19 protein-coding genes are annotated in these 19,947 nt (G+C 68.5%); 18 read left to right on the top strand and 1 reads right to left on the bottom strand.

From position 1 onward, the window contains the following. Positions 1-277 precede the first annotated feature (277 nt). From arc to prcA, 6 genes are all read left to right on the top strand, one after another. The gene (gene arc, locus ACIOHP_RS19170; protein ID WP_307032994.1) at positions 278-2,044 is read left to right on the top strand and encodes a proteasome ATPase; all 1,767 of its coding nucleotides are present in this window, start codon (positions 278-280) and stop codon (positions 2,042-2,044) included. Between the two features lie 245 nt (positions 2,045-2,289). Then, entirely contained in the window at positions 2,290-3,801 is a 1,512-nt protein-coding gene (dop, locus tag ACIOHP_RS19165; RefSeq protein ID WP_361553289.1) for a depupylase/deamidase Dop, read from the top strand. Between the two features lie 188 nt (positions 3,802-3,989). Continuing rightward, positions 3,990-4,208: a ubiquitin-like protein Pup gene (locus tag ACIOHP_RS19160; RefSeq protein WP_046261815.1), complete on the top strand. Its 219-nt coding sequence runs from the start codon at positions 3,990-3,992 to the stop codon at positions 4,206-4,208. 48 nt (positions 4,209-4,256) lie between these two features. Then, positions 4,257-4,850: an endonuclease VII domain-containing protein gene (locus ACIOHP_RS19155; protein ID WP_401888813.1), complete on the top strand. Its 594-nt coding sequence runs from the start codon at positions 4,257-4,259 to the stop codon at positions 4,848-4,850. Then, positions 4,802-5,647 carry a proteasome subunit beta gene (gene prcB / locus ACIOHP_RS19150; protein WP_307032996.1) on the top strand — a complete coding sequence of 282 codons (846 nt, stop codon included), beginning with the start codon at positions 4,802-4,804 and terminating at the stop codon, positions 5,645-5,647. The genes ACIOHP_RS19155 and prcB overlap by 49 nt, the downstream gene beginning before the upstream one ends. Before the next feature lie 61 nt (positions 5,648-5,708). Next, positions 5,709-6,446, top strand: a complete 738-nt coding sequence (gene prcA, locus ACIOHP_RS19145) for a proteasome subunit alpha (RefSeq protein WP_046261817.1) — start codon at positions 5,709-5,711, stop codon at positions 6,444-6,446. Positions 6,447-6,509: 63 nt separating this feature from the next. Here prcA and ACIOHP_RS19140 read toward each other — a convergent pair whose 3' ends face one another. Then, on the bottom strand, positions 6,510-7,526 hold the full coding sequence (locus ACIOHP_RS19140) for a LacI family DNA-binding transcriptional regulator (protein WP_401888809.1): 1,017 nt from the start codon (positions 7,524-7,526) through the stop codon (positions 6,510-6,512). A gap of 119 nt (positions 7,527-7,645) precedes the next feature. Here ACIOHP_RS19140 and ACIOHP_RS19135 point away from each other — a divergent pair, with 119 nt between their 5' ends. From ACIOHP_RS19135 to ACIOHP_RS19080, 12 genes are all read left to right on the top strand, one after another. After that, positions 7,646-8,905: an MFS transporter gene (locus tag ACIOHP_RS19135; protein ID WP_361553279.1), complete on the top strand. Its 1,260-nt coding sequence runs from the start codon at positions 7,646-7,648 to the stop codon at positions 8,903-8,905. Between the two features lie 9 nt (positions 8,906-8,914). Beyond that, entirely contained in the window at positions 8,915-10,276 is a 1,362-nt protein-coding gene (gene pafA / locus ACIOHP_RS19130) for a Pup--protein ligase (protein ID WP_046261820.1), read from the top strand. A gap of 128 nt (positions 10,277-10,404) precedes the next feature. Then, on the top strand, positions 10,405-11,409 hold the full coding sequence (locus tag ACIOHP_RS19125) for an FKBP-type peptidyl-prolyl cis-trans isomerase (protein WP_401888806.1): 1,005 nt from the start codon (positions 10,405-10,407) through the stop codon (positions 11,407-11,409). Between the two features lie 60 nt (positions 11,410-11,469). Next, entirely contained in the window at positions 11,470-11,841 is a 372-nt protein-coding gene (locus ACIOHP_RS19120) for an FKBP-type peptidyl-prolyl cis-trans isomerase (protein WP_361486950.1), read from the top strand. 129 nt (positions 11,842-11,970) lie between these two features. Beyond that, positions 11,971-12,924 (top strand): WYL domain-containing protein, encoded by a 954-nt coding sequence (locus ACIOHP_RS19115; protein WP_361553273.1) that lies wholly within the window; start codon positions 11,971-11,973, stop codon positions 12,922-12,924. Positions 12,925-12,942: 18 nt separating this feature from the next. Beyond that, complete coding sequence (locus ACIOHP_RS19110; RefSeq protein WP_361486956.1) at positions 12,943-13,971, top strand: WYL domain-containing protein; 1,029 nt, start codon at positions 12,943-12,945, stop codon at positions 13,969-13,971. Continuing rightward, positions 13,968-14,261 carry a hypothetical protein gene (locus tag ACIOHP_RS19105; RefSeq protein WP_361553270.1) on the top strand — a complete coding sequence of 98 codons (294 nt, stop codon included), beginning with the start codon at positions 13,968-13,970 and terminating at the stop codon, positions 14,259-14,261. The genes ACIOHP_RS19110 and ACIOHP_RS19105 overlap by 4 nt, the downstream gene beginning before the upstream one ends. Before the next feature lie 10 nt (positions 14,262-14,271). Next, positions 14,272-14,466 (top strand): hypothetical protein, encoded by a 195-nt coding sequence (locus ACIOHP_RS19100; RefSeq protein ID WP_327716051.1) that lies wholly within the window; start codon positions 14,272-14,274, stop codon positions 14,464-14,466. 266 nt (positions 14,467-14,732) lie between these two features. Beyond that, entirely contained in the window at positions 14,733-15,023 is a 291-nt protein-coding gene (gene tatA, locus ACIOHP_RS19095; protein WP_266833442.1) for a Sec-independent protein translocase subunit TatA, read from the top strand. A gap of 47 nt (positions 15,024-15,070) precedes the next feature. Beyond that, positions 15,071-16,036, top strand: coding sequence for a twin-arginine translocase subunit TatC (gene tatC, locus ACIOHP_RS19090; RefSeq protein WP_361553266.1), 966 nt, complete (start codon positions 15,071-15,073; stop codon positions 16,034-16,036). A gap of 31 nt (positions 16,037-16,067) precedes the next feature. After that, entirely contained in the window at positions 16,068-16,958 is an 891-nt protein-coding gene (locus ACIOHP_RS19085) for a diacylglycerol kinase (protein ID WP_401888802.1), read from the top strand. 40 nt (positions 16,959-16,998) lie between these two features. Then, positions 16,999-19,860, top strand: coding sequence for a DEAD/DEAH box helicase (locus ACIOHP_RS19080; protein ID WP_401888799.1), 2,862 nt, complete (start codon positions 16,999-17,001; stop codon positions 19,858-19,860). The last annotated feature ends 87 nt before the right edge of the window (positions 19,861-19,947 follow it).

Genomic DNA, 19,947 nt, shown 5'->3' with positions numbered 1-19,947 from the left:
CGGTGGAGCGGGCCGCGGGCGCCCGAGCCCCAGTTCCGCGGGCCCCCGACCGGCGACGCTGTGGGCAACTCGGGCCCACCGTGGAAGATTTCGAGCACTCCGACCTTGGAACAGTCCGCTTCTGAAGCACGTTCACTGGGTATCCACACGGCGTAGAGGGATGGCGCAGGGTGACCGACGACACACCTTGACACTCTTTGTGATCTAGGGGTTTCAATCGACACCCACCCAGGTAGGGTCTGGAAGCGTCCAGCTCCCCTTGGAGGAGGTGAGGACCGTGGCAGCCCACGACGACGACATGAACCGCGGCATCCGCCCGGGACGAGGGTCCGACGACCCGGCCGGGCAGATTGCCTACCTTGAGCAGGAGATCGCCGTCCTGCGACGCAAGCTCGCCGACTCTCCGCGGCACACGAGAATTCTCGAAGAGCGGATCGTCGAACTGCAGACCAATCTGGCCGGCGTGTCCGCCCAGAACGAGCGACTCGCCAACACGCTCCGCGAGGCCCGCGACCAGATCGTGGCCCTCAAGGAGGAAGTCGACCGGCTCGCACAGCCCCCGGCCGGCTTCGGAGTCTTCCTGCAGGCGAATGAGGACGGCACCGCCGACATCTTCACCGGAGGACGCAAACTCCGGGTGAACGTCAGCCCCAGCGTCGAGCTCGAAGAACTCCGGCGCGGCCAGGAACTGATGCTCAACGAAGCACTCAACGTGGTCGAGGCCATGGAGTTCGAGAGCGTCGGCGACATCGTCACCCTCAAGGAGATCCTCGAGGACGGCGAACGCGCACTGGTGCAGGGGCACACCGACGAGGAAAGGGTGGTGCGGCTCGCCGAGCCGCTCCTGGACGTAGTCATCCGTCCCGGCGACGCCCTGCTCCTCGAACCCCGATCCGGATACGTTTACGAGGTCGTTCCCAAGAGCGAGGTCGAGGAACTCGTCCTCGAAGAGGTCCCGGACATCGGCTACGAGCAGATCGGCGGTCTGGGCGGCCAGATCGAGGCGATCCGCGACGCGGTCGAGCTCCCGTACCTCTACCCCGACCTGTTCAAGGAGCACGAACTGCGCCCGCCCAAGGGCGTGCTGCTCTACGGGCCCCCCGGATGCGGAAAGACGCTCATCGCCAAGGCCGTCGCCAACTCGCTGGCCAAGAAGGTCGCCGAGGTCACCGGCCAGGCCACCGGCAAGAGCTTCTTCCTCAACATCAAGGGCCCCGAACTCCTCAACAAGTACGTCGGCGAGACCGAGCGGCAGATCCGCCTCGTCTTCCAGCGTGCACGTGAGAAGGCCTCCGAGGGCACACCCGTCATCGTCTTCTTCGACGAGATGGAATCCCTCTTCCGCACCCGCGGCTCCGGTGTCAGCTCGGACGTGGAGAACACCATCGTCCCGCAGCTGCTCGCCGAGATCGACGGCGTGGAAGGCCTGCAGAACGTGGTCGTGATCGGCGCCTCCAACCGCGAGGACATGATCGACCCCGCCATCCTGCGCCCCGGCCGCCTGGACGTGAAGATCAAGATCGAGCGTCCCGACGCCGAGGCCGCCAAGGACATCTTCGGCAAGTACCTGACCGAGCGCCTCCCGCTGCACTCCGACGACGTCGGCGAGCACGGCGGCAACAGGACCACCACGGTCCAGAGCATGATCCAGACCGCCGTGGAACACATGTACGCCGAGTCCGAGGAAAACCGCTTCCTGGAAGTCACCTACGCCAACGGCGACAAGGAAGTCCTCTACTTCAAGGACTTCAACTCCGGCGCCATGATCGAGAACATCGTGGGCCGCGCCAAGAAGATGGCGATCAAGGACTTCCTCGACCACAACGCCAAGGGCCTTCGCGTCTCCCACCTCCTCCAGGCCTGCGTGGACGAGTTCAAGGAGAACGAGGACCTGCCCAACACCACCAACCCGGACGACTGGGCCCGGATCTCCGGAAAGAAGGGCGAACGGATCGTGTACATCCGTACCCTCATCACCGGAAAGCAGGGTGCCGACACCGGACGCTCCATCGACACGGTGGCCAACACCGGTCAGTACCTGTAAAAGCAGGGCGGCTGCGGGTGCCCTCACCGGGTACCCGCAGCCGACTGTTTTTCAGGCAACTAACCGGAACAAGAGGCGTGCAAGGCAATGACGCAAATGATCTCCCCACCAGCGCAAAGCCGTTCTAGGCTCTTCGGTACCGCCGAGTCGCGCAGTGCGGGGACGGGCACCGCACACGCACCGGAGCGCCAGCGGTACTTGAGCGCCGCCCCCGACCGAGGGCGCCGCCGGGCAAGGAGGGCCGCATGACTGTACGGCGAGTAATGGGCATCGAGACGGAGTACGGGATCTCCGTCCCCGGCCACCCCAACGCCAATGCCATGCTCACCTCGTCCCAGATCGTCAACGCCTACGCGGCGGCGATGCACCGGGCCCGACGGGCCCGCTGGGACTTCGAGGAGGAGAACCCGCTGCGGGACGCGCGGGGCTTCGACCTCGCCCGCGAAACCGCCGACTCCAGCCAGCTCACCGACGAGGACATCGGCCTCGCGAACGTCATCCTCACCAACGGCGCACGCCTGTACGTCGACCACGCACACCCCGAGTACAGCGCCCCCGAGGTCACCAACCCACGCGACGCCGTCCTCTGGGACAAGGCCGGCGAGCGCATCATGGCGGAAGCCGCCGAACGCGCGGCCCAGCTCCCCGGCGCCCAGCCGATCCACCTCTACAAGAACAACACCGACAACAAGGGCGCCTCCTACGGCACGCACGAGAACTACCTGATGAAGCGGGAGACCCCCTTCTCGGACATCGTGCGCCACCTCACGCCCTTCTTCGTCTCCCGCCAGGTCTTCGCCGGAGCGGGCCGCGTCGGCATCGGCCAGGACGGCCACGAACACGGCTTCCAGATCAGCCAGCGCGCCGACTACTTCGAGGTCGAGGTCGGCCTCGAGACCACCCTCAAGCGCCCCATCATCAACACCCGCGACGAGCCGCACGCGGACGCCGAGAAATACCGCCGCCTCCACGTGATCATCGGCGACGCGAACCTCTCGGAGATCTCCACCTACCTCAAGCTCGGCACGACCGCCCTGGTCCTGTCCATGATCGAGGACGGCTTCATCGCCGTCGACCTGGCGGTGGACCAGCCCGTACGCACCCTCCACCAGGTCTCCCACGACCCGACGCTCCAGCGCCTGGTCACCCTCCGCAGCGGCCGCACACTCACCGCGGTCCAACTCCAGATGGAGTACTTCGAGCTGTCCCGCAAGTACGTGGAGGAGCGCTTCGGCGCGGACGCCGACGAACAGACCAAGGACGTCCTGGCCCGCTGGGAGGACACTCTCAACCGGCTCGAGAACGACCCGATGAGCCTCGCCGGCGAGCTGGACTGGGTCGCCAAGCGCGAGCTCATGGAGGGCTACCGGCGCCGCGACGACCTCGACTGGGACGCCGCGAAGCTCCACCTCCTCGACCTCCAGTACGCCGACGTACGGGCCGAGAAGGGCCTCTACAACCGTCTCGCCGCCCGCGGCAGGATCAAGCGCCTCCTGGACGAGCCCGACGTCGAGCGGGCCCGTACGAAGCCGCCGGAGGACACCCGCGCGTACTTCCGGGGCCGTTGCCTCGAGCAGTACGCCGACGACGTCGCCGCGGCCTCCTGGGACTCGGTGATCTTCGACCTGCCGGGGCGGGACTCTCTGCAGCGCGTTCCAACCCTGGAACCGCTTCGCGGAACGCGTAATCACGTCAAGGAGCTCCTGGACCGCTGTCGCACCGCGGAAGACCTGGTCAGGGTCCTCTCCGGCGGCTGAGCGGGTACCCGGAACGAGACCTCCGGACAGGGTGGAAATCCCGACGTCCGGGAATCATCGAGATGGCCCCCGTACGTTGAGGAAACTGCGGGGCCGATGTCAGACCGGGCTTGTAGGGTCTGATCATCACCGATCGGCGGATAGCCGACCTGGCGACCATGTCGGGCGAAACGAGCGGGGTGAGGGTTATGTCAACCAAGGACACCGGCGGCGGCCAGCAGAAGGCCACACGCTCCACCGAGGAAGTCGAGGAGGCGGCGCCGGAGGCGGCAGCCACCGAGGACCTCAAGGAGCGCCAGGAAAAGCTGAGCGACGACGTCGACTCGGTTCTGGACGAAATCGATGATGTGCTCGAGGAGAACGCAGAGGATTTCGTTCGCTCCTTCGTGCAAAAAGGTGGGCAGTAGGTCACTTTTTCCTTGAAATCGAAGGCTGCTGGCTAGCGGGGGATTCGAGTGCAAGGCGAGCAAGATCTGAAGCGCTGTCCGCGGTGCAAGGAAGACAAGCCGCGGGCAGCCTTCGCAAGCAACAAGTTGATGCGCGATGGACTTCAGGTCTATTGCCGGGAGTGCGCGTCCGCATACCACCAGGCGCGGCAGGTGGCCAAGGGGCGTAACGTGCGGCCGCGGGTGGAAGTGCCTCCGGGGCACAAGTACTGCCGAACGTGCGGCGAGATCAAACCGCACAGCGAGTGGACGCGTAATCGCAGTGCATCGGACGGTCTCGCGACGCTCTGCAAGTCATGTAAGGCAATCAAGGGGCGCGCTGGCCATCTGAAGCGGCACTACGGCATCACCGAAGCCGAGCGTGACGAGTTGATCGCCTCTCAAGGGGGCGTCTGCTGCATATGTTTGGCGGCGTTGCCCGAACATGTGGATCACTGCCATGAGACGGGTAGGGTCCGAGGCGTACTGTGCTTCAGCTGCAACGCGGCGCTGGGGCAGTTCAAGGATCGGCCCGACGTCATAAGGCGGGCTGCAACGTATGTGGAAGGAATCGCGTGGAAGCCAACACTCGTAGCACCGGGCGTCTACCAGCTGCCTTCCTGACGCCTGGGTCCGCCTCCTTCATGGACTTCCTGTCCGCGCATCAGCCGGAGATGCTGCCGGGCAACCGCCAACTGCCGCCGACCCAGGGCGTGATCGAGGCGCCGCACGGCACCACGATCGTCGGCGTCACCTTCCCGGGCGGAGTGGTCCTCGCCGGTGACCGGCGGGCCACGATGGGCAATGTCATCGCGCAGCGGGACATCGAGAAGGTGTTCCCGGCGGACGAGTACTCGGCCGTCGGTATCGCCGGCACGGCTGGTCTGGCCGTGGAGATGGTGAAGCTGTTCCAGCTGGAGTTGGAGCACTTCGAGAAGGTCGAGGGGGCGCAGCTCTCGCTGGAGGGCAAGGCGAACCGGCTGTCGACCATGATCCGTTCCAACCTCGGTATGGCCATGCAGGGCCTGGCCGTGGTGCCGCTGTTCGCGGGGTACGACGTGGACCGCGGCAGGGGCCGTATCTTTTCCTATGACGTCACCGGTGGCCGCTCCGAGGAGCACAACTTCGCCGCCACCGGCTCGGGCTCGGTCTTCGCCCGGGGTGCGATGAAGAAGTTCTTCCATGACGGTCTGTCCGAGGCGGAGGCCACCATGCTGGTGGTGCAGGCCTTGTACGACGCGGCTGACGACGACTCGGCGACCGGTGGTCCCGATGTCGCGCGCCGGATCTATCCGATCGTCACCGTGATCACCGAGGACGGCTTCCGCCGGCTCACGGACGAGGAGTCCTCCGAGATCGCCCGCTCGATCCTGGAGCGGCGTCTGGAGCAGCCTGACGGTCCGCGGGCCGCGCTGCTGTAGCGGCGGATCCGGTGCTTGCAAGGTGATCGCAGTGACTTCGACAGAAAGGGACGGATAACCGGTGTCGACGCCGTTCTATGTCTCCCCCCAGCAGGCGATGGCCGACCGGGCGGAGTACGCCCGCAAGGGCATCGCTCGCGGTCGCAGCCTGGTCGTGCTGCAGTATGCCGACGGCATTGTCTTCGTCGGTGAGAACCCGTCCCGTGCGCTGCACAAGTTCAGCGAGATCTATGACCGGATCGGCTTCGCGGCCGCCGGTAAGTACAACGAGTACGAGAATCTGCGGATCGGTGGTGTGCGCTACGCGGATCTGCGGGGCTACACCTATGACCGTGATGACGTGACCGCCCGTGGTCTCGCGAATGTCTATGCCCAGACGTTGGGCACGATCTTCTCCAGTGCGGCCGAGAAGCCGTACGAGGTGGAGCTGGTCGTGGCCGAGGTGGGGGAGACGCCCGAGGGTGATCAGATCTATCGGCTGCCGCATGACGGTTCGATCGTGGACGAGCACGGCTCGGTCGCGGTGGGTGGCAATGCCGAGCAGATCAGTGGTTACCTCGATCAGCGTCATCAGGACGGCATGAGCCTCGCCGAGGCCCTCAAGTTGGCCGTGCAGGCCTTGTCCCGGGACACCAACGGCACGGAGCGGGAGATCCCCGCCGAGCGCCTGGAGGTCGCGGTGCTGGACCGTACGCGTCCGCAGCAGCGCAAGTTCAAGCGCATCGTGGGCCGTCAGCTCGACCGGCTTCTCGAGGCGGGCGGCGCGGCCACCGAGGCGGAGAGCTCCGAGGAGGAGTAGTCCCGCGTCTCGCTTCGCCCTTGTGTGTGCCCCGGCCGTCGATTCGGCCGGGGCACAGGGCGTTCAGGGGGCGGTGGGGGGTGCCGTGGAGCCTCGTACGACGAGTTCGACGGGGATGTCCCCGGCGTCGGGTGTACGGCCCTCCAGGACCGCCAGGAGGGCGCGCATGCCGTGCTCGCCGAAGAGTTCGGCGTCGAGTCGTACGGTGGTCAGTTCCGGGTCGAGGGCGGCGGCGAGGGCGATGTCGTCGACGCCGGTGACGGAGACGTCGTCGGGGATGCGCAGGCCTCGTCGGCGCAGGGCTTTGTAGGCGCCGGCCGCCAGTTTATCGTCGTCGCAGACCACGGCGGTGGGGTGGGGGCCGGGTGTGCTCAGGGCCGTTTCCATGGCCGCCAGGGCGCCTTCGATGGACATGGCGGTGTGTGCTGTGCGCAGCGTGGTCCCGGGGACCGTTCCGACGCGTTCGGCGAGTTCGCGTGCGCGTACTTCGAAGGTCCAGGAGGGGATGTCGGCGGCCAGGTGCAGGAAGCGTCGGTGTCCCAGGTGCAGCAGGTGGTCGGCGACCTGGCGGGTGCCGTCGGCGATGTCCAGGTTCACGGTCGCGGCGCCCAGGCTGCCGTGGGGGTCGCTGTCGAGCATCACGAGGGGGAGTTGGTCGCCGCGGATGGCGGTGAGGGCGTCTGCGGCCATGGAGGAGGCGAGGATGCCGTCCAGGGCGGCCTGGGCGGAGGCGAAGGGGTCTCGGGCGGGGCCGACGCCTTCGGGGGAGGGGTAGAGGAGGACGCCGAAGCCGTGTGCGGCGGCGATGCGTGCGGCGCCGGTGTAGACGCCGGCGAAGAACTCCGTGGTCAGGGCGGGTACGACGAGCAGGACGGTGCGGGTGCGGCCGAGGCGGAGGTTGCGGGCGGCGAGGTTGGGGCGGTAGCCGAGTTCATGGGCGGCCCGGCGTACCCGTTCGGCCGTGGCGTCGGCGACCCGGCCTCGCCATTTGTCGCCGAGTACCAGGGAGACGGTGGCCTGGGAGACGCCGGCGGCTTGGGCGACGTCGCGGCTGGTGGGGCGTGCGCTGCCTCGTGCCACCGGTTGCCTGCTCCTTCGTCTGGACTCGTCAACAGCGCACATGGTACGTATGACGGAGGACGTTATACGTAAAACCTCATGCGTCACCGGAGCACGTCACGGCACGGGAAGGGCGGGACATGGCCGCGGGATACCTGGAGATCCTCAGGGCGAGGCACGCCACGCGGCTGCTGGTCGGCACCCTCGTGGGCCGGCTGCCGAACGCCACCGCGGCCATCGCGATCGTGCTGTTCGTGCGCGCGGAGGGCGGCTCGTACAGCCTCGCCGGAGCGCTCGCGGCGGTCTACGGTGTCGCCAATGCCGTCGGTCAGCCGGTGCTGGGCCGGCTGGTGGACCTGCACGGCCAGCCCCGCGTCCAGCTGCCCGCGGCGGTGGCCTCGGCCCTCGCGATGGCCGCCTTCGCCTTCACCGGCCCCGACAGGCTCGCGGCCGCCTATGTCGCCGTGGCCGTCGCCGGGCTCTTCACACCGCCGCTGGAGGGCGGACTGCGGGCGCTGTGGCCGAGTGTCCTGCGCAAGGAGGGTCAGGTGCACACGGCGTACGCGATGGACGCCGTGGCGCAGGAAGTCATGTTCACCCTCGGGCCGTTGCTGGTGACGGTGTGCACGTCGCTGTGGTCGGCCCGGGCCGCCCTGCTGGTCCTGAACGTCATCGGGGTGCTCGGCGCGCTCTCCGTGGTCGTCTCGCGCCCGTCGCGCGCGTGGCGCTCGGCACCGCGCGAGGCGCACTGGCTCGGCGCGCTGCGCTCACCGGGGCTGCTGGCGCTGCTGGGCGCGTTCCTGTTCGTCGGTATGGCGCTCGGGTCCATCACGGTCGCCTCGGTGCCGTACGCCGACGACCACGGGGGCGATGTGGTGTACGGCTGGCTGATGGCGGCGATCGGTCTGGGCGCTCTCATCGGCGGCACCGTGTACGGCGCGCGGCAGTGGACCGGTGAGCCGGCGCGTCGACTGCGGGTGCTGGTGGCCCTGCTGGCGGTGTGTTATCTGCCGCTGCTGCTGATGCCCGGCGCGGTCGCCATGGTGCTGCTGACCGTGGTCGCGGGGGTGTTCCTGGCGCCTGCCATCGCGTGTGCTTTCGTGCTGGTCGACCATCACGCGCCGCGGGGCACGGTCACGGAGGCTTTCTCGTGGCTCGTGACGACGTTCACCGTGGGTGCCTCGGTCGGAACGGGCGTCGCGGGGCCGGTCGTAGAGGCCGGAGGGGCCGGGTGGGGGTTCGCCGTACCGGGTGTGGCGGGGGGTGTCTCGCTGCTGGTTCTGCTGGCCACCGGACGGGTCCTCGCAGCTCCCGGTGGGCGGGGGGTGGTTGCGGCTTCATCGGAAAATGATCCAAACCGTGCCGTCGAACCCCGTTTCAGCACAGGGGATCGGGCGTAATGTTCAGTCATGGACCGCCGCATTTTCGGGCTGGAGAACGAGTACGGCGTCACGTGTACGTTCAGGGGACAGCGACGCCTGTCTCCCGACGAGGTGGCGCGGTACCTCTTCCGCCGTGTCGTGTCATGGGGCCGCAGCAGCAATGTCTTTCTGCGAAACGGCGCCCGCCTCTATCTCGATGTCGGGTCACATCCGGAATACGCGACTCCCGAATGTGACAACGTGACGGAACTGGTCACGCACGACAAAGCAGGCGAGCGCATTCTCGAAGGACTCCTGGTGGACGCCGAACGACGCCTGCACGAGGAAGGAATCGCGGGCGACGTCTACCTCTTCAAGAACAACACCGACTCGGCGGGCAACTCCTACGGGTGCCACGAGAACTATCTCGTCGCCCGCCACGGGGAGTTCTCCCGGCTCGCGGACATCCTCATTCCCTTCCTTGTCACCCGCCAGCTGCTCTGTGGCGCGGGCAAGGTTCTGCAGACCCCGCGTGGCGCCGTGTACTGCGTCAGTCAGCGGGCCGAGCACATCTGGGAGGGCGTCTCGTCGGCGACGACGCGTTCCCGGCCGATCATCAACACGCGCGACGAACCGCACGCCGACGCCGAGCGCTACCGTCGCCTGCATGTGATCGTGGGCGACTCGAACATGTCCGAGACGACCATGCTCCTCAAGGTCGGCGCGACCGACCTGGTGCTGCGCATGATCGAGGCGGGCACCGTGATGCGCGACCTGACGCTGGAGAACCCGATCCGGGCGATCCGCGAGGTCAGCCACGACATCACCGGCCGGCGCAAGGTGCGTCTGGCCAGTGGCCGGGAGGCCTCCGCGCTGGAGGTGCAGCGCGAGTACTACGAGAAGGCCGTGGACTTCGTGGAGCGCCGCGGCATCCGTACCGGAACGGTCGAGCAGGTCCTGGAGCTGTGGGGCCGGGTGCTCGACTCGATCGAGGCCGAGGACCTCGACCGGATCGGGACCGAGATCGACTGGGTCATGAAGTACAAGCTCATCGAGCGGTACCGGGCCAAGCACAACATGACCATGTCCCACCCGCGGGTCGCGCAGATAGACCTCGCGTATCACGACATTCACCGTCGTCGTGGTCTCTACTACCTTCTGGAGAGGAAGGGCCAAGCCGCCCGTATCTGCAACGACTTGAAGATCTTCGAGGGCAAGTCCGTGCCCCCGCAGACCACTCGGGCCCGTCTTCGCGGTGACTTCATCCGCCGGGCTCAGGAACAGCGCCGGGACTTCACCGTCGACTGGGTCCATCTCAAGCTCAACGACCAGGCCCAGCGCACGGTGTTGTGCAAGGACCCGTTCCGTTCCGTCGACGACCGGGTCGAGAAGCTGATCGCCGGTATGTGAGCAATGCGTTCCGGATCGCCTTCCGGAACGCCACACGGGCGCCGTACGTTATCCGTACGGCGCCCTTCTCACGCCGTAGAGTTGCGCGCACGCCATCCACAAGATCGACCGATTACGAGGCTCTTACCGTGCGCCGACGCTCACTACTGATTGCCGTACCCGCAGGAATGGCCACGCTCGCCGCGTGCAACGACGACGACGGGGCGAGTTCCGCGGAGAGCGGCGACAGCGCGTCGCCGTCCGCCTCGGCCACGTCCGGTGCGCCGGCGCCGAAGATCGTGGACGGTCCGCTGCCGGCGATCACCGCGGGTGCGAAGTTCGGTGAGAAGCCCACCGTCGCCAAGGGCAGTGGTGACCCGTCCAGCCAGCTCGCGGTGAAGACGGTCATCGCGGGCAACGGCCGGACGGCCGCGGAGGGCGACTTCCTCGTGGCGAACTACCTCGGCCAGATCTGGGACACGGCCAAGGTCTTCGACAACTCCTTCGACCGGGGTTCCGCGCTCGCCATCCAGCTCGCCCAGGCCAGTGTCATCGACGGCTGGCGGTACGCCCTCACGGGCAAGAAGGTCGGCAGCCGCGTCGAGTTCGCCGTCCCGCCCACCTGGGGCTATGGCAAGGAGGGCTACGCGGAGGGTGGCATCAAGGGCACCGACACGCTGGTGTTCGTGGTGGACATGAAGGGTGTGTACCCGGTCACGAGCTCCGCCAAGGGCTCGGACGTGGCGCAGGACAACGCGGATCTGCCCAAGGTGGGGACGAACACCGACGGCAAGGCGCCCTCCATCGAGATCCCCAAGAAGGACGCGCCCACCAAGCTTGTGTCGAGCTACGTCATCGAGGGTGACGGCGAGAAGGTCGCCGCCGACAGCGGCCTGCTCGTTCAGTACAAGGGCGTGCTGTGGGACTCCGGAAAGGAGTTCGACTCGACGTATGCCAGGAAGACGCTGACGTCGTTCTCGCTGGACGGTGTCGTCAAGGGCTGGAAGCAGGGTCTGACCGGCAAGAAGGTCGGCAGCCGCGTCCTCATCGTCATCCCGCCGGCCCTGGGATACGGCGACAACCCGCCGAGCGGCAGCGGCATCGAGAAGGACTCGACGCTGGTCTTCACGGTCGACATCCTGGCGAAGCTCTGACCGCTTCGGGGTGTAAGACTGTGTGCGTTGCCTTTCCGCAGACAAGCAGGAGCTAGAGACGTGAGCATCGAGAAGCCCGAGATCGACTTCCCCGGTGGCGAGCCCCCGGCGGACCTCGAGATCAAGGACATCTGGGAGGGCGACGGCGCCGAGGCGCAGGCGGGCCAGACCGTCACCGTCCACTACGTGGGCGTTGCCTTCAGCACCGGCGAGGAGTTCGACGCCAGCTGGAACCGTGGTCAGGCGTTCCGCTTCCCGCTGGGTGGCGGTCGCGTCATCAAGGGCTGGGACCTCGGCGTGCAGGGCATGAAGGTCGGCGGCCGTCGTCAGCTGACCATCCCCGCGCACCTCGCCTACGGCAACCAGAGCCCGACCCCGGCCATCAAGCCGGGCGAGACGCTGATCTTCGTCGTCGACCTGGTCGGCGTCTGATCGTCGTACGATCACTGTCGATCACCTGGGGTCCATGCCTGTCCGGGCATGGGCCCTCGGCTTTTGCCACGCCACCGCGGGGCGGTACGGTCATCGTCCGTAAGCACCATAGGGAGGCGAAGGGCGTCGATGGCCATTGCCAAGGCCGAGCGGCTGATGAACCTGGCGCTGTGTCTGCTGGGGACGCGCAGGCCGCTGAGCAAGCGTGAGCTGCGCCAGTCCATCGAGGCCTACCTGGAAGCGAACTCGGACGACAGCTTCAACCGGATGTTCGAGCGCGACAAGGACGATCTGCGCGAACTCGGGCTTGTCATCGAGACCGTGGAGAACCTCGACGGCGACGTCGGCTATCTCGCCCGCCGCGACAGCAACCGGCTGCCGCCCGTCACCCTCGACGCCGAGGAGGCCGCCGCCCTCGGGCTCGCCGCCAAGGTGTGGCAGCAGGCACGGCTCGCGGGCGCGGCCAGCGGCGCCCTGCAGAAGCTGCGGGCGGCCGGGCTGCCCGAGGACTTCGACCCGTACGAGGCGCATGGCGCCCTCGAGCCGCGGATCCCCGTGCACGAGGCCGCGTTCGAGCCGCTGATGCTGGCCTGCCGCGACCGCCGTCCGGTCGTCTTCGAGTACCGCAAGGCCACCGCCGCGCACCCCGAGACCCGGCATGTCGAGCCGTGGGCGCTGGAGTGCTGGCGCGGCCACTGGTATCTGGCGGGCTGGGACCGCGACCGCGGTGCGGAGCGGGTCTTCAGGCTGTCCCGGATCACCGGCAAGGTCCGTTCGCGCGGCGCCCGTTTCACCGCCGAGGTGCCCGACGTGGTGACCGTCCGCGAGACCGTCGCGAGCTGGGCGGGGGAGAGCGCCGACCGCAGCGCGCTGATCCGGCTGCGCACGGGCGCCGGCTACCCGCTGCGGGCGAAGGCCACCGCGGTGCGGGAACTGGGCGACGGGTGGGATGAGTTGGAGATTCCGTACGGCCATGGGCTGGACGCCTGGCTGGTGGAGTTCGGGCCGGACGTGGTCGTCCTGGAACCCGCCGAACTGCGGGCCGACGTGGTGGACCGGCTGCGTGCCGTGGCCAAGGGCTGAGGGGGAGCGAGCAACACAGTGGCAGGCAAACCGGTCAGGCCCGTCAACGCCATCGACCAGACCCGGCGGATGCTCTCCCTGGTGACGTATCTGAAGGAGCGGCCCGGCGCCCGCGTCGAGGATGTCGCCCGTGCCTTCGGGATCACCGAGGACGAGCTCGTCTCCGACCTCGATGTGCTGCCCATGTGCGGCACCAGCTTCCGCGGCGGGGACCTCCTCGACATCGACACCGACGGCGAGCGCATCTGGTGGCACAACCCCGATGACGTCGCCGAGCCGCTGCGGCTCGCCGCCGACGAGGCCACCGCGCTGCTCGTCGCCGCCCGGGCCGTCTCGACCCTGCCCGGGCTGCGCGAGGGCGACCGGCAGGCGCTGCTGCGGGCCACGGCGAAGGTGGAGACCGCGGCGGGGGAGCAGGCGGGGGCCAGCTCCCGGCTGTCGGTGACCTTCGAGTCCGAGGGCGGGGTCTTCGCGGACGTCGACCGTGCGATCTCCGAGCGGCGCCGGCTGTGGATCCGCTACTACTCACCGGCCCGCGACGAGGTCACCGAGCGCGAGATCGACCCGATCCGCCTGGTCAGCGTCGGTCACACCTACGTCGAGGCCTGGTGCCGCCGCTCCGAGGCGCGCCGCACCTTCCGGCTCGACCGGGTCGCCGAGATCAAGATCCTCGACGAGCCGTCGGCGCCGCCCGAGATAGAACTGCGGGACCTCTCGGAGGCGCTGGTGCAGCCGGCCGCCGAGGACCCGGAGGTCGTCGTCGAGGTGAGCCCGGGCGGGCGCTGGGTCGCCGAGTACTACCCGCACGACAGTGCGGATGAGCTCGCCGACGGCGGACTGCGTATTACTCTGCGCACCCCCGATCCGACGTCCCTGCGGCGCCTGGCGCTGCGGCTCGGCCGCGACGGCCGTATCGTCTCGCCGCCCGAGCTCGCCGACAGCGCCCGGCAGGCGGCCCGGGAGGCGCTGGCGGCGTACGACGGGGTCGAGACGCCGGGTTCACACCGAACTCACACGAACGACGACAGGCAGGAGCAGGAGCTTTGAGCGAGTCGGCGACGTCTGGTGTCAAGGGGATGTCGGTGTCGTCCGCGTTCTCGGGAATGCGGAGCGTGTCCCCGATGGTGTTCCGGGCGGGCTGCCCGGACTGCCGCGGCCGGTTCGAGCTCGCGGCCGGGGCCCTGCGGCTGGTCGTCGGTGCCACCAGCAAGACCACCTTCTACTCCTTCACCTGCCCAGACTGCGCCGCCTCCGTCCGCAAGCCCGCGGGGGAGCGGATCGTGGAGCTGCTGACCGGGGGCGGGGTCAGCACCCTGCGGCTCCACTCCACCCTCTAGGCTCGGCACCATGTTCTGGCCGATGTTCGCGATCGCTGTGGGTTTCCTGGGTCTCGTCGTGCTCGGCGTGCTCGCCGTGCGGGTGTTCCTCGAGGCGCAGCGGCTGGGACGGCAGGTCGCGGAGTCGGCGCAGCGCATCGGCAGGGCCGCGGAGGATCTGGAGCGGGCCGCGGTGAGCACCGCCCGCTCTGTGGACACGTTGTGAGTCCCGCTGTGCGCGGGATGTGAGTCCTGCGCCGGAAGCGTTTTGGGTCACTTCGCCCTGTCATCCCGGGGGGCCGGGCAGGTACGCTGCTGGTCGCGGACCGGAGAACGAGGCCCGGCTCGCGGACCGGGAGTACGCACGGGGATTGCCTCACGTTCACCCCTGAGCGTTACGATCGCTGACAACACGATCGTTCGGACACCTGTCCGACCGGTCGGACAGCACAGCACCCCACCCCAGCCGCCTCGGTGAGAAGGTAAAGACTTATGTTCGGAAGGCTCGGCGCCCCCGAGATCATTCTCATCCTCGTCGTCATCATTCTGCTGTTCGGCGCGAAGAAGCTTCCCGACATGGCGCGCTCGCTCGGCAAGTCCGCCCGCATCCTCAAGAGCGAGGCGAAGGCGATGAAGTCCGAGGGCCAGGACAACGCGACCGCCGCGTCCGCCCCGCCCCAGGACGACCAGCAGCCCCAGGTCCAGCGCACCATCCAGGCCGCCCCCGGCGACGTGACCAGCTCCCGCCCGGTCACCGAGCCGACGGACACGACCAAGCGCTGACGCAGGGCCGGTGACCTCCGGCCCGCTGCATGAGATGGGAACGTGGGTTGCTGAAGTCTGCCCGCAATGAGGAGAAGGATCCCGAGGGGCGGATGCCCCTTGCGGATCACCTTCGTGAGCTCCGCAACCGGCTCGCGAAGGCACTGCTGGCCATCGTCGTCGTGACGATCGTCGCCGCCTTCTTCTACAACGACATCATCAACTTCCTGACGGATCCGATCCTGAAGTCGATCGGCTGCGAGCAGAGCTTCGCGGAACTCGCCAGGTCGTCGACTCCCGACGAGGCCGCCGAGAAGTGCGCCCGGATCACCATCAACGGTCTGCTCGCGCCCTTCAACCTGGCCCTTCAGGTCTCGTTGATGGCCGGTATCGTGATCGCCTCGCCGATCTGGCTGTACCAGCTCTGGGCGTTCGTCGCCCCGGGTCTGCACCGGCACGAGAAGAAGTACGCCTACGCCTTCGTCTTCACGGGTGCCCCGCTGTTCATCGGCGGCGCCTACTTCGCGTACTCGGTGCTCCCCACCACCGCGAAGGTGCTGATCGAGTTCACGCCGAGCGGCAGCATCGACAACCAGCTCCCGCTCGACGATCTGCTCCAGCTCGTCACGCGCATGGTGATCGTCTTCGGCCTCTCCTTCGAGCTGCCCCTGCTGCTGATCTTCCTGAACCTCACCGGGATGATCACCGGCAAGCGCATGCTCGGCTGGTGGCGCGGAATGATCATGGGTATCACCGTGTTCGCCGCCGTCGCGACACCGAGCACCGACCCGCTGAGCATGCTGGCACTGGCCGGCCCCATCTGGGTGCTGTACTTCGGCGCGACGCTGTTCTCCCTGATCAACGACAAGCGTCGGCGCCGCCGCGATGCCGAGGGCCCCGCCGACGACGAGGCCTCCGACCTCGACCTCACCCCCGAGGACATCGGGGAGATCGAGACGGTCTCCGCCAGCCGGGCACTGCCCGAGCAGGCGTCGGCACCGGACCGGGTCAACGGTTATGACGACGTGACCTGAAGATCGGGCGGCCGCTCGTAGGGTCAGTGACGTGACCAGCGAGATCACCCTCTTCGTCAACCCCACCGCGGGTCGCGGCCGGGGCGCCCACGCGGCGCAGCCGGCCGCTTCCGCTTTGCGGGCGGCCGGATTCTCCGTGCGTACGGTCCTCGGGGAGAACGCCGAGGACGCCCTCACACGCGCGCGTGCCGCCGTCGCGGACGGCACCGGCGCCCTGGTCGCCGTCGGGGGCGACGGCATGGCCAACCTGGCCCTCCAGGCCGTCGCCGGCACCCGCACCCCACTCGGCCTGGTCGCCGTCGGCACCGGCAACGACTTCGCCCGCGCCCTGGGCCTGCCCGTGCGGGACCCGGCCGCCGCCGGCCGACGGATCGCCGAGGCGCTCAAGGGCGGCGACCTGCGCGACATCGACCTGGGGCGGGCCGAGGGCCGCTGGTTCGGCACCGTCCTGGCCTCCGGCTTCGACTCCCGGGTCAACGACCGCGGCAACCGGATGCGGTGGCCGACGGGCCGGTTCAAGTACGACCTCGCGATGATCGCCGAACTGGCCGCCTTCAAGCCCTTCCCGTACCGGATCAGGCTGGACGACGGCGAGGTCCGGGAGATCGAGGCGACCCTCGTCGCGGTCGGCAACGGATCGTCGTACGGCGGCGGCATGCGGATCTGTCCCGGCGCCGACCTCACCGACGGACTGTTCGACATCACCGTGGTCGGGGACTGCAGCCGGGCCACGCTGCTCAGGGTGTTCCCGAGCGTGTACCGGGGCACGCACGTCGACCATGCCAAGGTCACCGTGCACCGGGCCGCGAAGGCCGAGATCAGGGCCGCGGGGATCACCGGGTACGCCGACGGGGAGCCGCTCGGGCCGCTGCCGCTGACCGCGCGCTGCATTCCGGGGGCCGTGCGCGTCGCGGGGCTCTGAAGTGCACGGACCCGGTGTTTGACAAGACGGGATCCGGATAATGATCGTCCTGTTGTCAGTGGGGCCCGGTACGCTCGAAAGCACGATGACAGAGGACCTCTCACCGGCCGAGCGGTACGCGGCCGCGCGCGTGCGCGCTGCCGAGCAGGCCACCGCGCTCGCCGACTTCCGCGAGATGTACGACTTCGGCCTCGACCCTTTCCAGATCGAGGCCTGTCAGGCGCTCGAGACGGGCAAGGGCGTGCTGGTGGCCGCCCCCACCGGTTCGGGCAAGACGATCGTGGGCGAGTTCGCCGTCCACCTCGCCCTGCAACAAGGCAAGAAGTGCTTCTACACGACACCCATCAAGGCGCTGTCGAACCAGAAGTACGCCGACCTGTCGCGTCGTTACGGCGCCGACAAGGTCGGTCTGCTCACCGGCGACAACAGCGTCAACTCCGACGCCCCGGTGGTCGTGATGACCACCGAGGTGCTGCGCAACATGCTGTACGCGGGTTCGCAGACCCTGCTCGGGCTCGGGTACGTGGTCATGGACGAGGTGCACTACCTCTCCGACCGCTTCCGCGGTGCCGTCTGGGAGGAGGTGATCATCCACCTTCCGGAGTCGGTCACCCTGGTCTCCCTCTCGGCGACCGTGTCCAACGCCGAGGAGTTCGGCGACTGGCTCGACACCGTCCGGGGCGACACCGAGGTGATCGTCTCCGAGCACCGGCCCGTGCCGCTGTTCCAGCACGTGCTCGCCGGGCGGCGGATGTACGACCTGTTCGAGGAGGGCGAGGGCCAGAAGAAGGCCGTCAACCCCGACCTCACGCGGCTGGCCCGCATGGAGGCGCAGCGCCCGTCCTACCAGGACCGCAGACGCGGCCGTGCGATGCGCGAGGCCGACCGGGAGCGGGAGCGCAGACAGCGCTCGCGGGTGTGGACCCCGGGGCGGCCCGAGGTCATCGAGCGCCTCGACTCCGAAGGGCTGCTGCCGGCGATCACCTTCATCTTCAGCCGGGCCGCCTGTGAGGCCGCCGTGCAGCAGTGTCTGCACGCCGGTCTGCGGCTCAACGACGACGAGGCGCGGGGCAGGGTGCGTGCCCTCGTCGAGGAGCGCACCGCCGCCATTCCGACCGAGGATCTGCACGTCCTGGGCTACTACGAGTGGCTGGAGGGCCTGGAGCGCGGCATCGCGGCCCATCACGCGGGCATGCTGCCGACCTTCAAGGAGGTCGTGGAGGAACTCTTCGTCCGGGGCCTGGTGAAGGCCGTGTTCGCCACCGAGACGCTCGCGCTGGGCATCAACATGCCCGCGCGGTCGGTGGTGCTGGAGAAGCTCGTCAAGTGGAACGGCGAGCAGCACGCGGACATCACGCCGGGCGAGTACACGCAGCTGACCGGGCGGGCCGGGCGGCGCGGTATCGACGTCGAGGGTCATGCCGTCGTGCTGTGGCAGCGCGGGAGCAGCCCTGAGCATCTGGCAGGGCTCGCGGGCACGCGTACGTATCCGCTGCGGTCCAGCTTCAAGCCGTCGTACAACATGGCGGTCAACCTCGTCGAGCAGTTCGGGCGGCACCGCTCGCGTGAGCTCCTCGAGACGTCCTTCGCGCAGTTCCAGGCCGACAAGTCGGTCGTGGGGATCTCGCGGCAGGTGCAGCGCAACGAGGAGGGGCTCGAGGGCTACAAGGAGTCCATGACCTGCCACCTCGGCGACTTCGAGGAGTACGCGCGACTGCGGCGCGAGCTGAAGGACCGCGAGACCGAGCTGGCCCGGCAGGGCGCCAACGAGCGGCGGGCCGAGGCGGCCGTGGCGCTGGAGAAGCTCAAGCCGGGTGACGTCATCCATGTGCCGACGGGCAAGTTCGCCGGGCTGGCCCTGGTACTGGATCCGGGGCTGCCCGCCGGGCGTTCCAACGGGCATCGAGGGTTCGAGCACCACGACGGGCCGCGCCCGCTGGTGCTGACCGCCGAGCGGCAGGTCAAGCGGCTCGCCTCGATGGACTTCCCGGTGCCGGTCGAGGCGTTGGAGCGGATGCGGATCCCGAAGTCCTTCAACCCGCGCTCGCCGCAGTCACGTCGGGACCTCGCCTCCGCGCTGCGTACCAAGGCGGGGCACATTCCGCCGGAGCGGGCTCGCAAGAAGCGGGCGCAGGCCGCGGACGACCGCGAGATCGCGCGGTTGCGGACGGCTATTCGGGCCCATGCGTGCCATGGGTGCGACGAGCGTGAGGATCATGCGCGGTGGGCCGAACGCTACCACCGGCTGCTGCGGGACACCTCGCAGCTGGAGCGGCGTATCGAGGGCCGTACCAACACCATCGCGCGGACCTTCGACCGGATCGTCGCGCTGCTGACCGAGCTGGACTATCTGCGCGGCGACGAGGTCACCGAGCACGGGAAGCGGCTGGCGCGGCTTTACGGCGAGCTCGACCTGCTGGCCAGTGAGTGTCTGCGGGCCGGGGTGTGGGAGGGGCTTTCTCCCGCTGAACTCGCGGCGTGCGTCTCCGCGTTGGTGTACGAGGCGCGGGTCGGTGACGATGCGATGGCGCCCAAGCTGCCGTCGGGCAAGGCGAAGGCCGCGCTCGGGGAGATGGTGCGGATCTGGGGGCGGCTCGACGCGCTGGAGGAGGACTTCCGGATCACCCAGACCGAGGGTGTGGGGCAGCGGGAGCCGGATCTCGGGTTTGCCTGGGCCGCGTACATGTGGGCCTCCGGGAAGGGGCTCGACGAGGTGCTGCGTGAGGCGGACATGCCGGCGGGGGACTTTGTGCGGTGGTGCAAGCAGGTGATCGATGTGCTGGGGCAGATCTCGGCCGCGGCACCGGTTTCCGGTGGGCAGGGGTCCACGGTCGCGAAGAACGCGCGTAAGGCTGTCGACGAGTTGCTGCGGGGGGTTGTCGCCTACTCGTCGGTGGGGTGAGCGGTGCGCCGACGGGCGCGGGGTGGCTGTGGCTGGTCGCGCCCACGCGGCGGAGCCGCACATCGATACAGCCCCGCGCCCCTGAAG

The sequence above is a fragment of the Streptomyces sp. NPDC087859 genome (assembly GCF_044742595.1).
Classification (GTDB): Bacteria; Actinomycetota; Actinomycetes; order Streptomycetales; family Streptomycetaceae; genus Streptomyces; species Streptomyces canus_F.
This window is presented reverse-complemented; position numbering and strand designations above follow the sequence as displayed.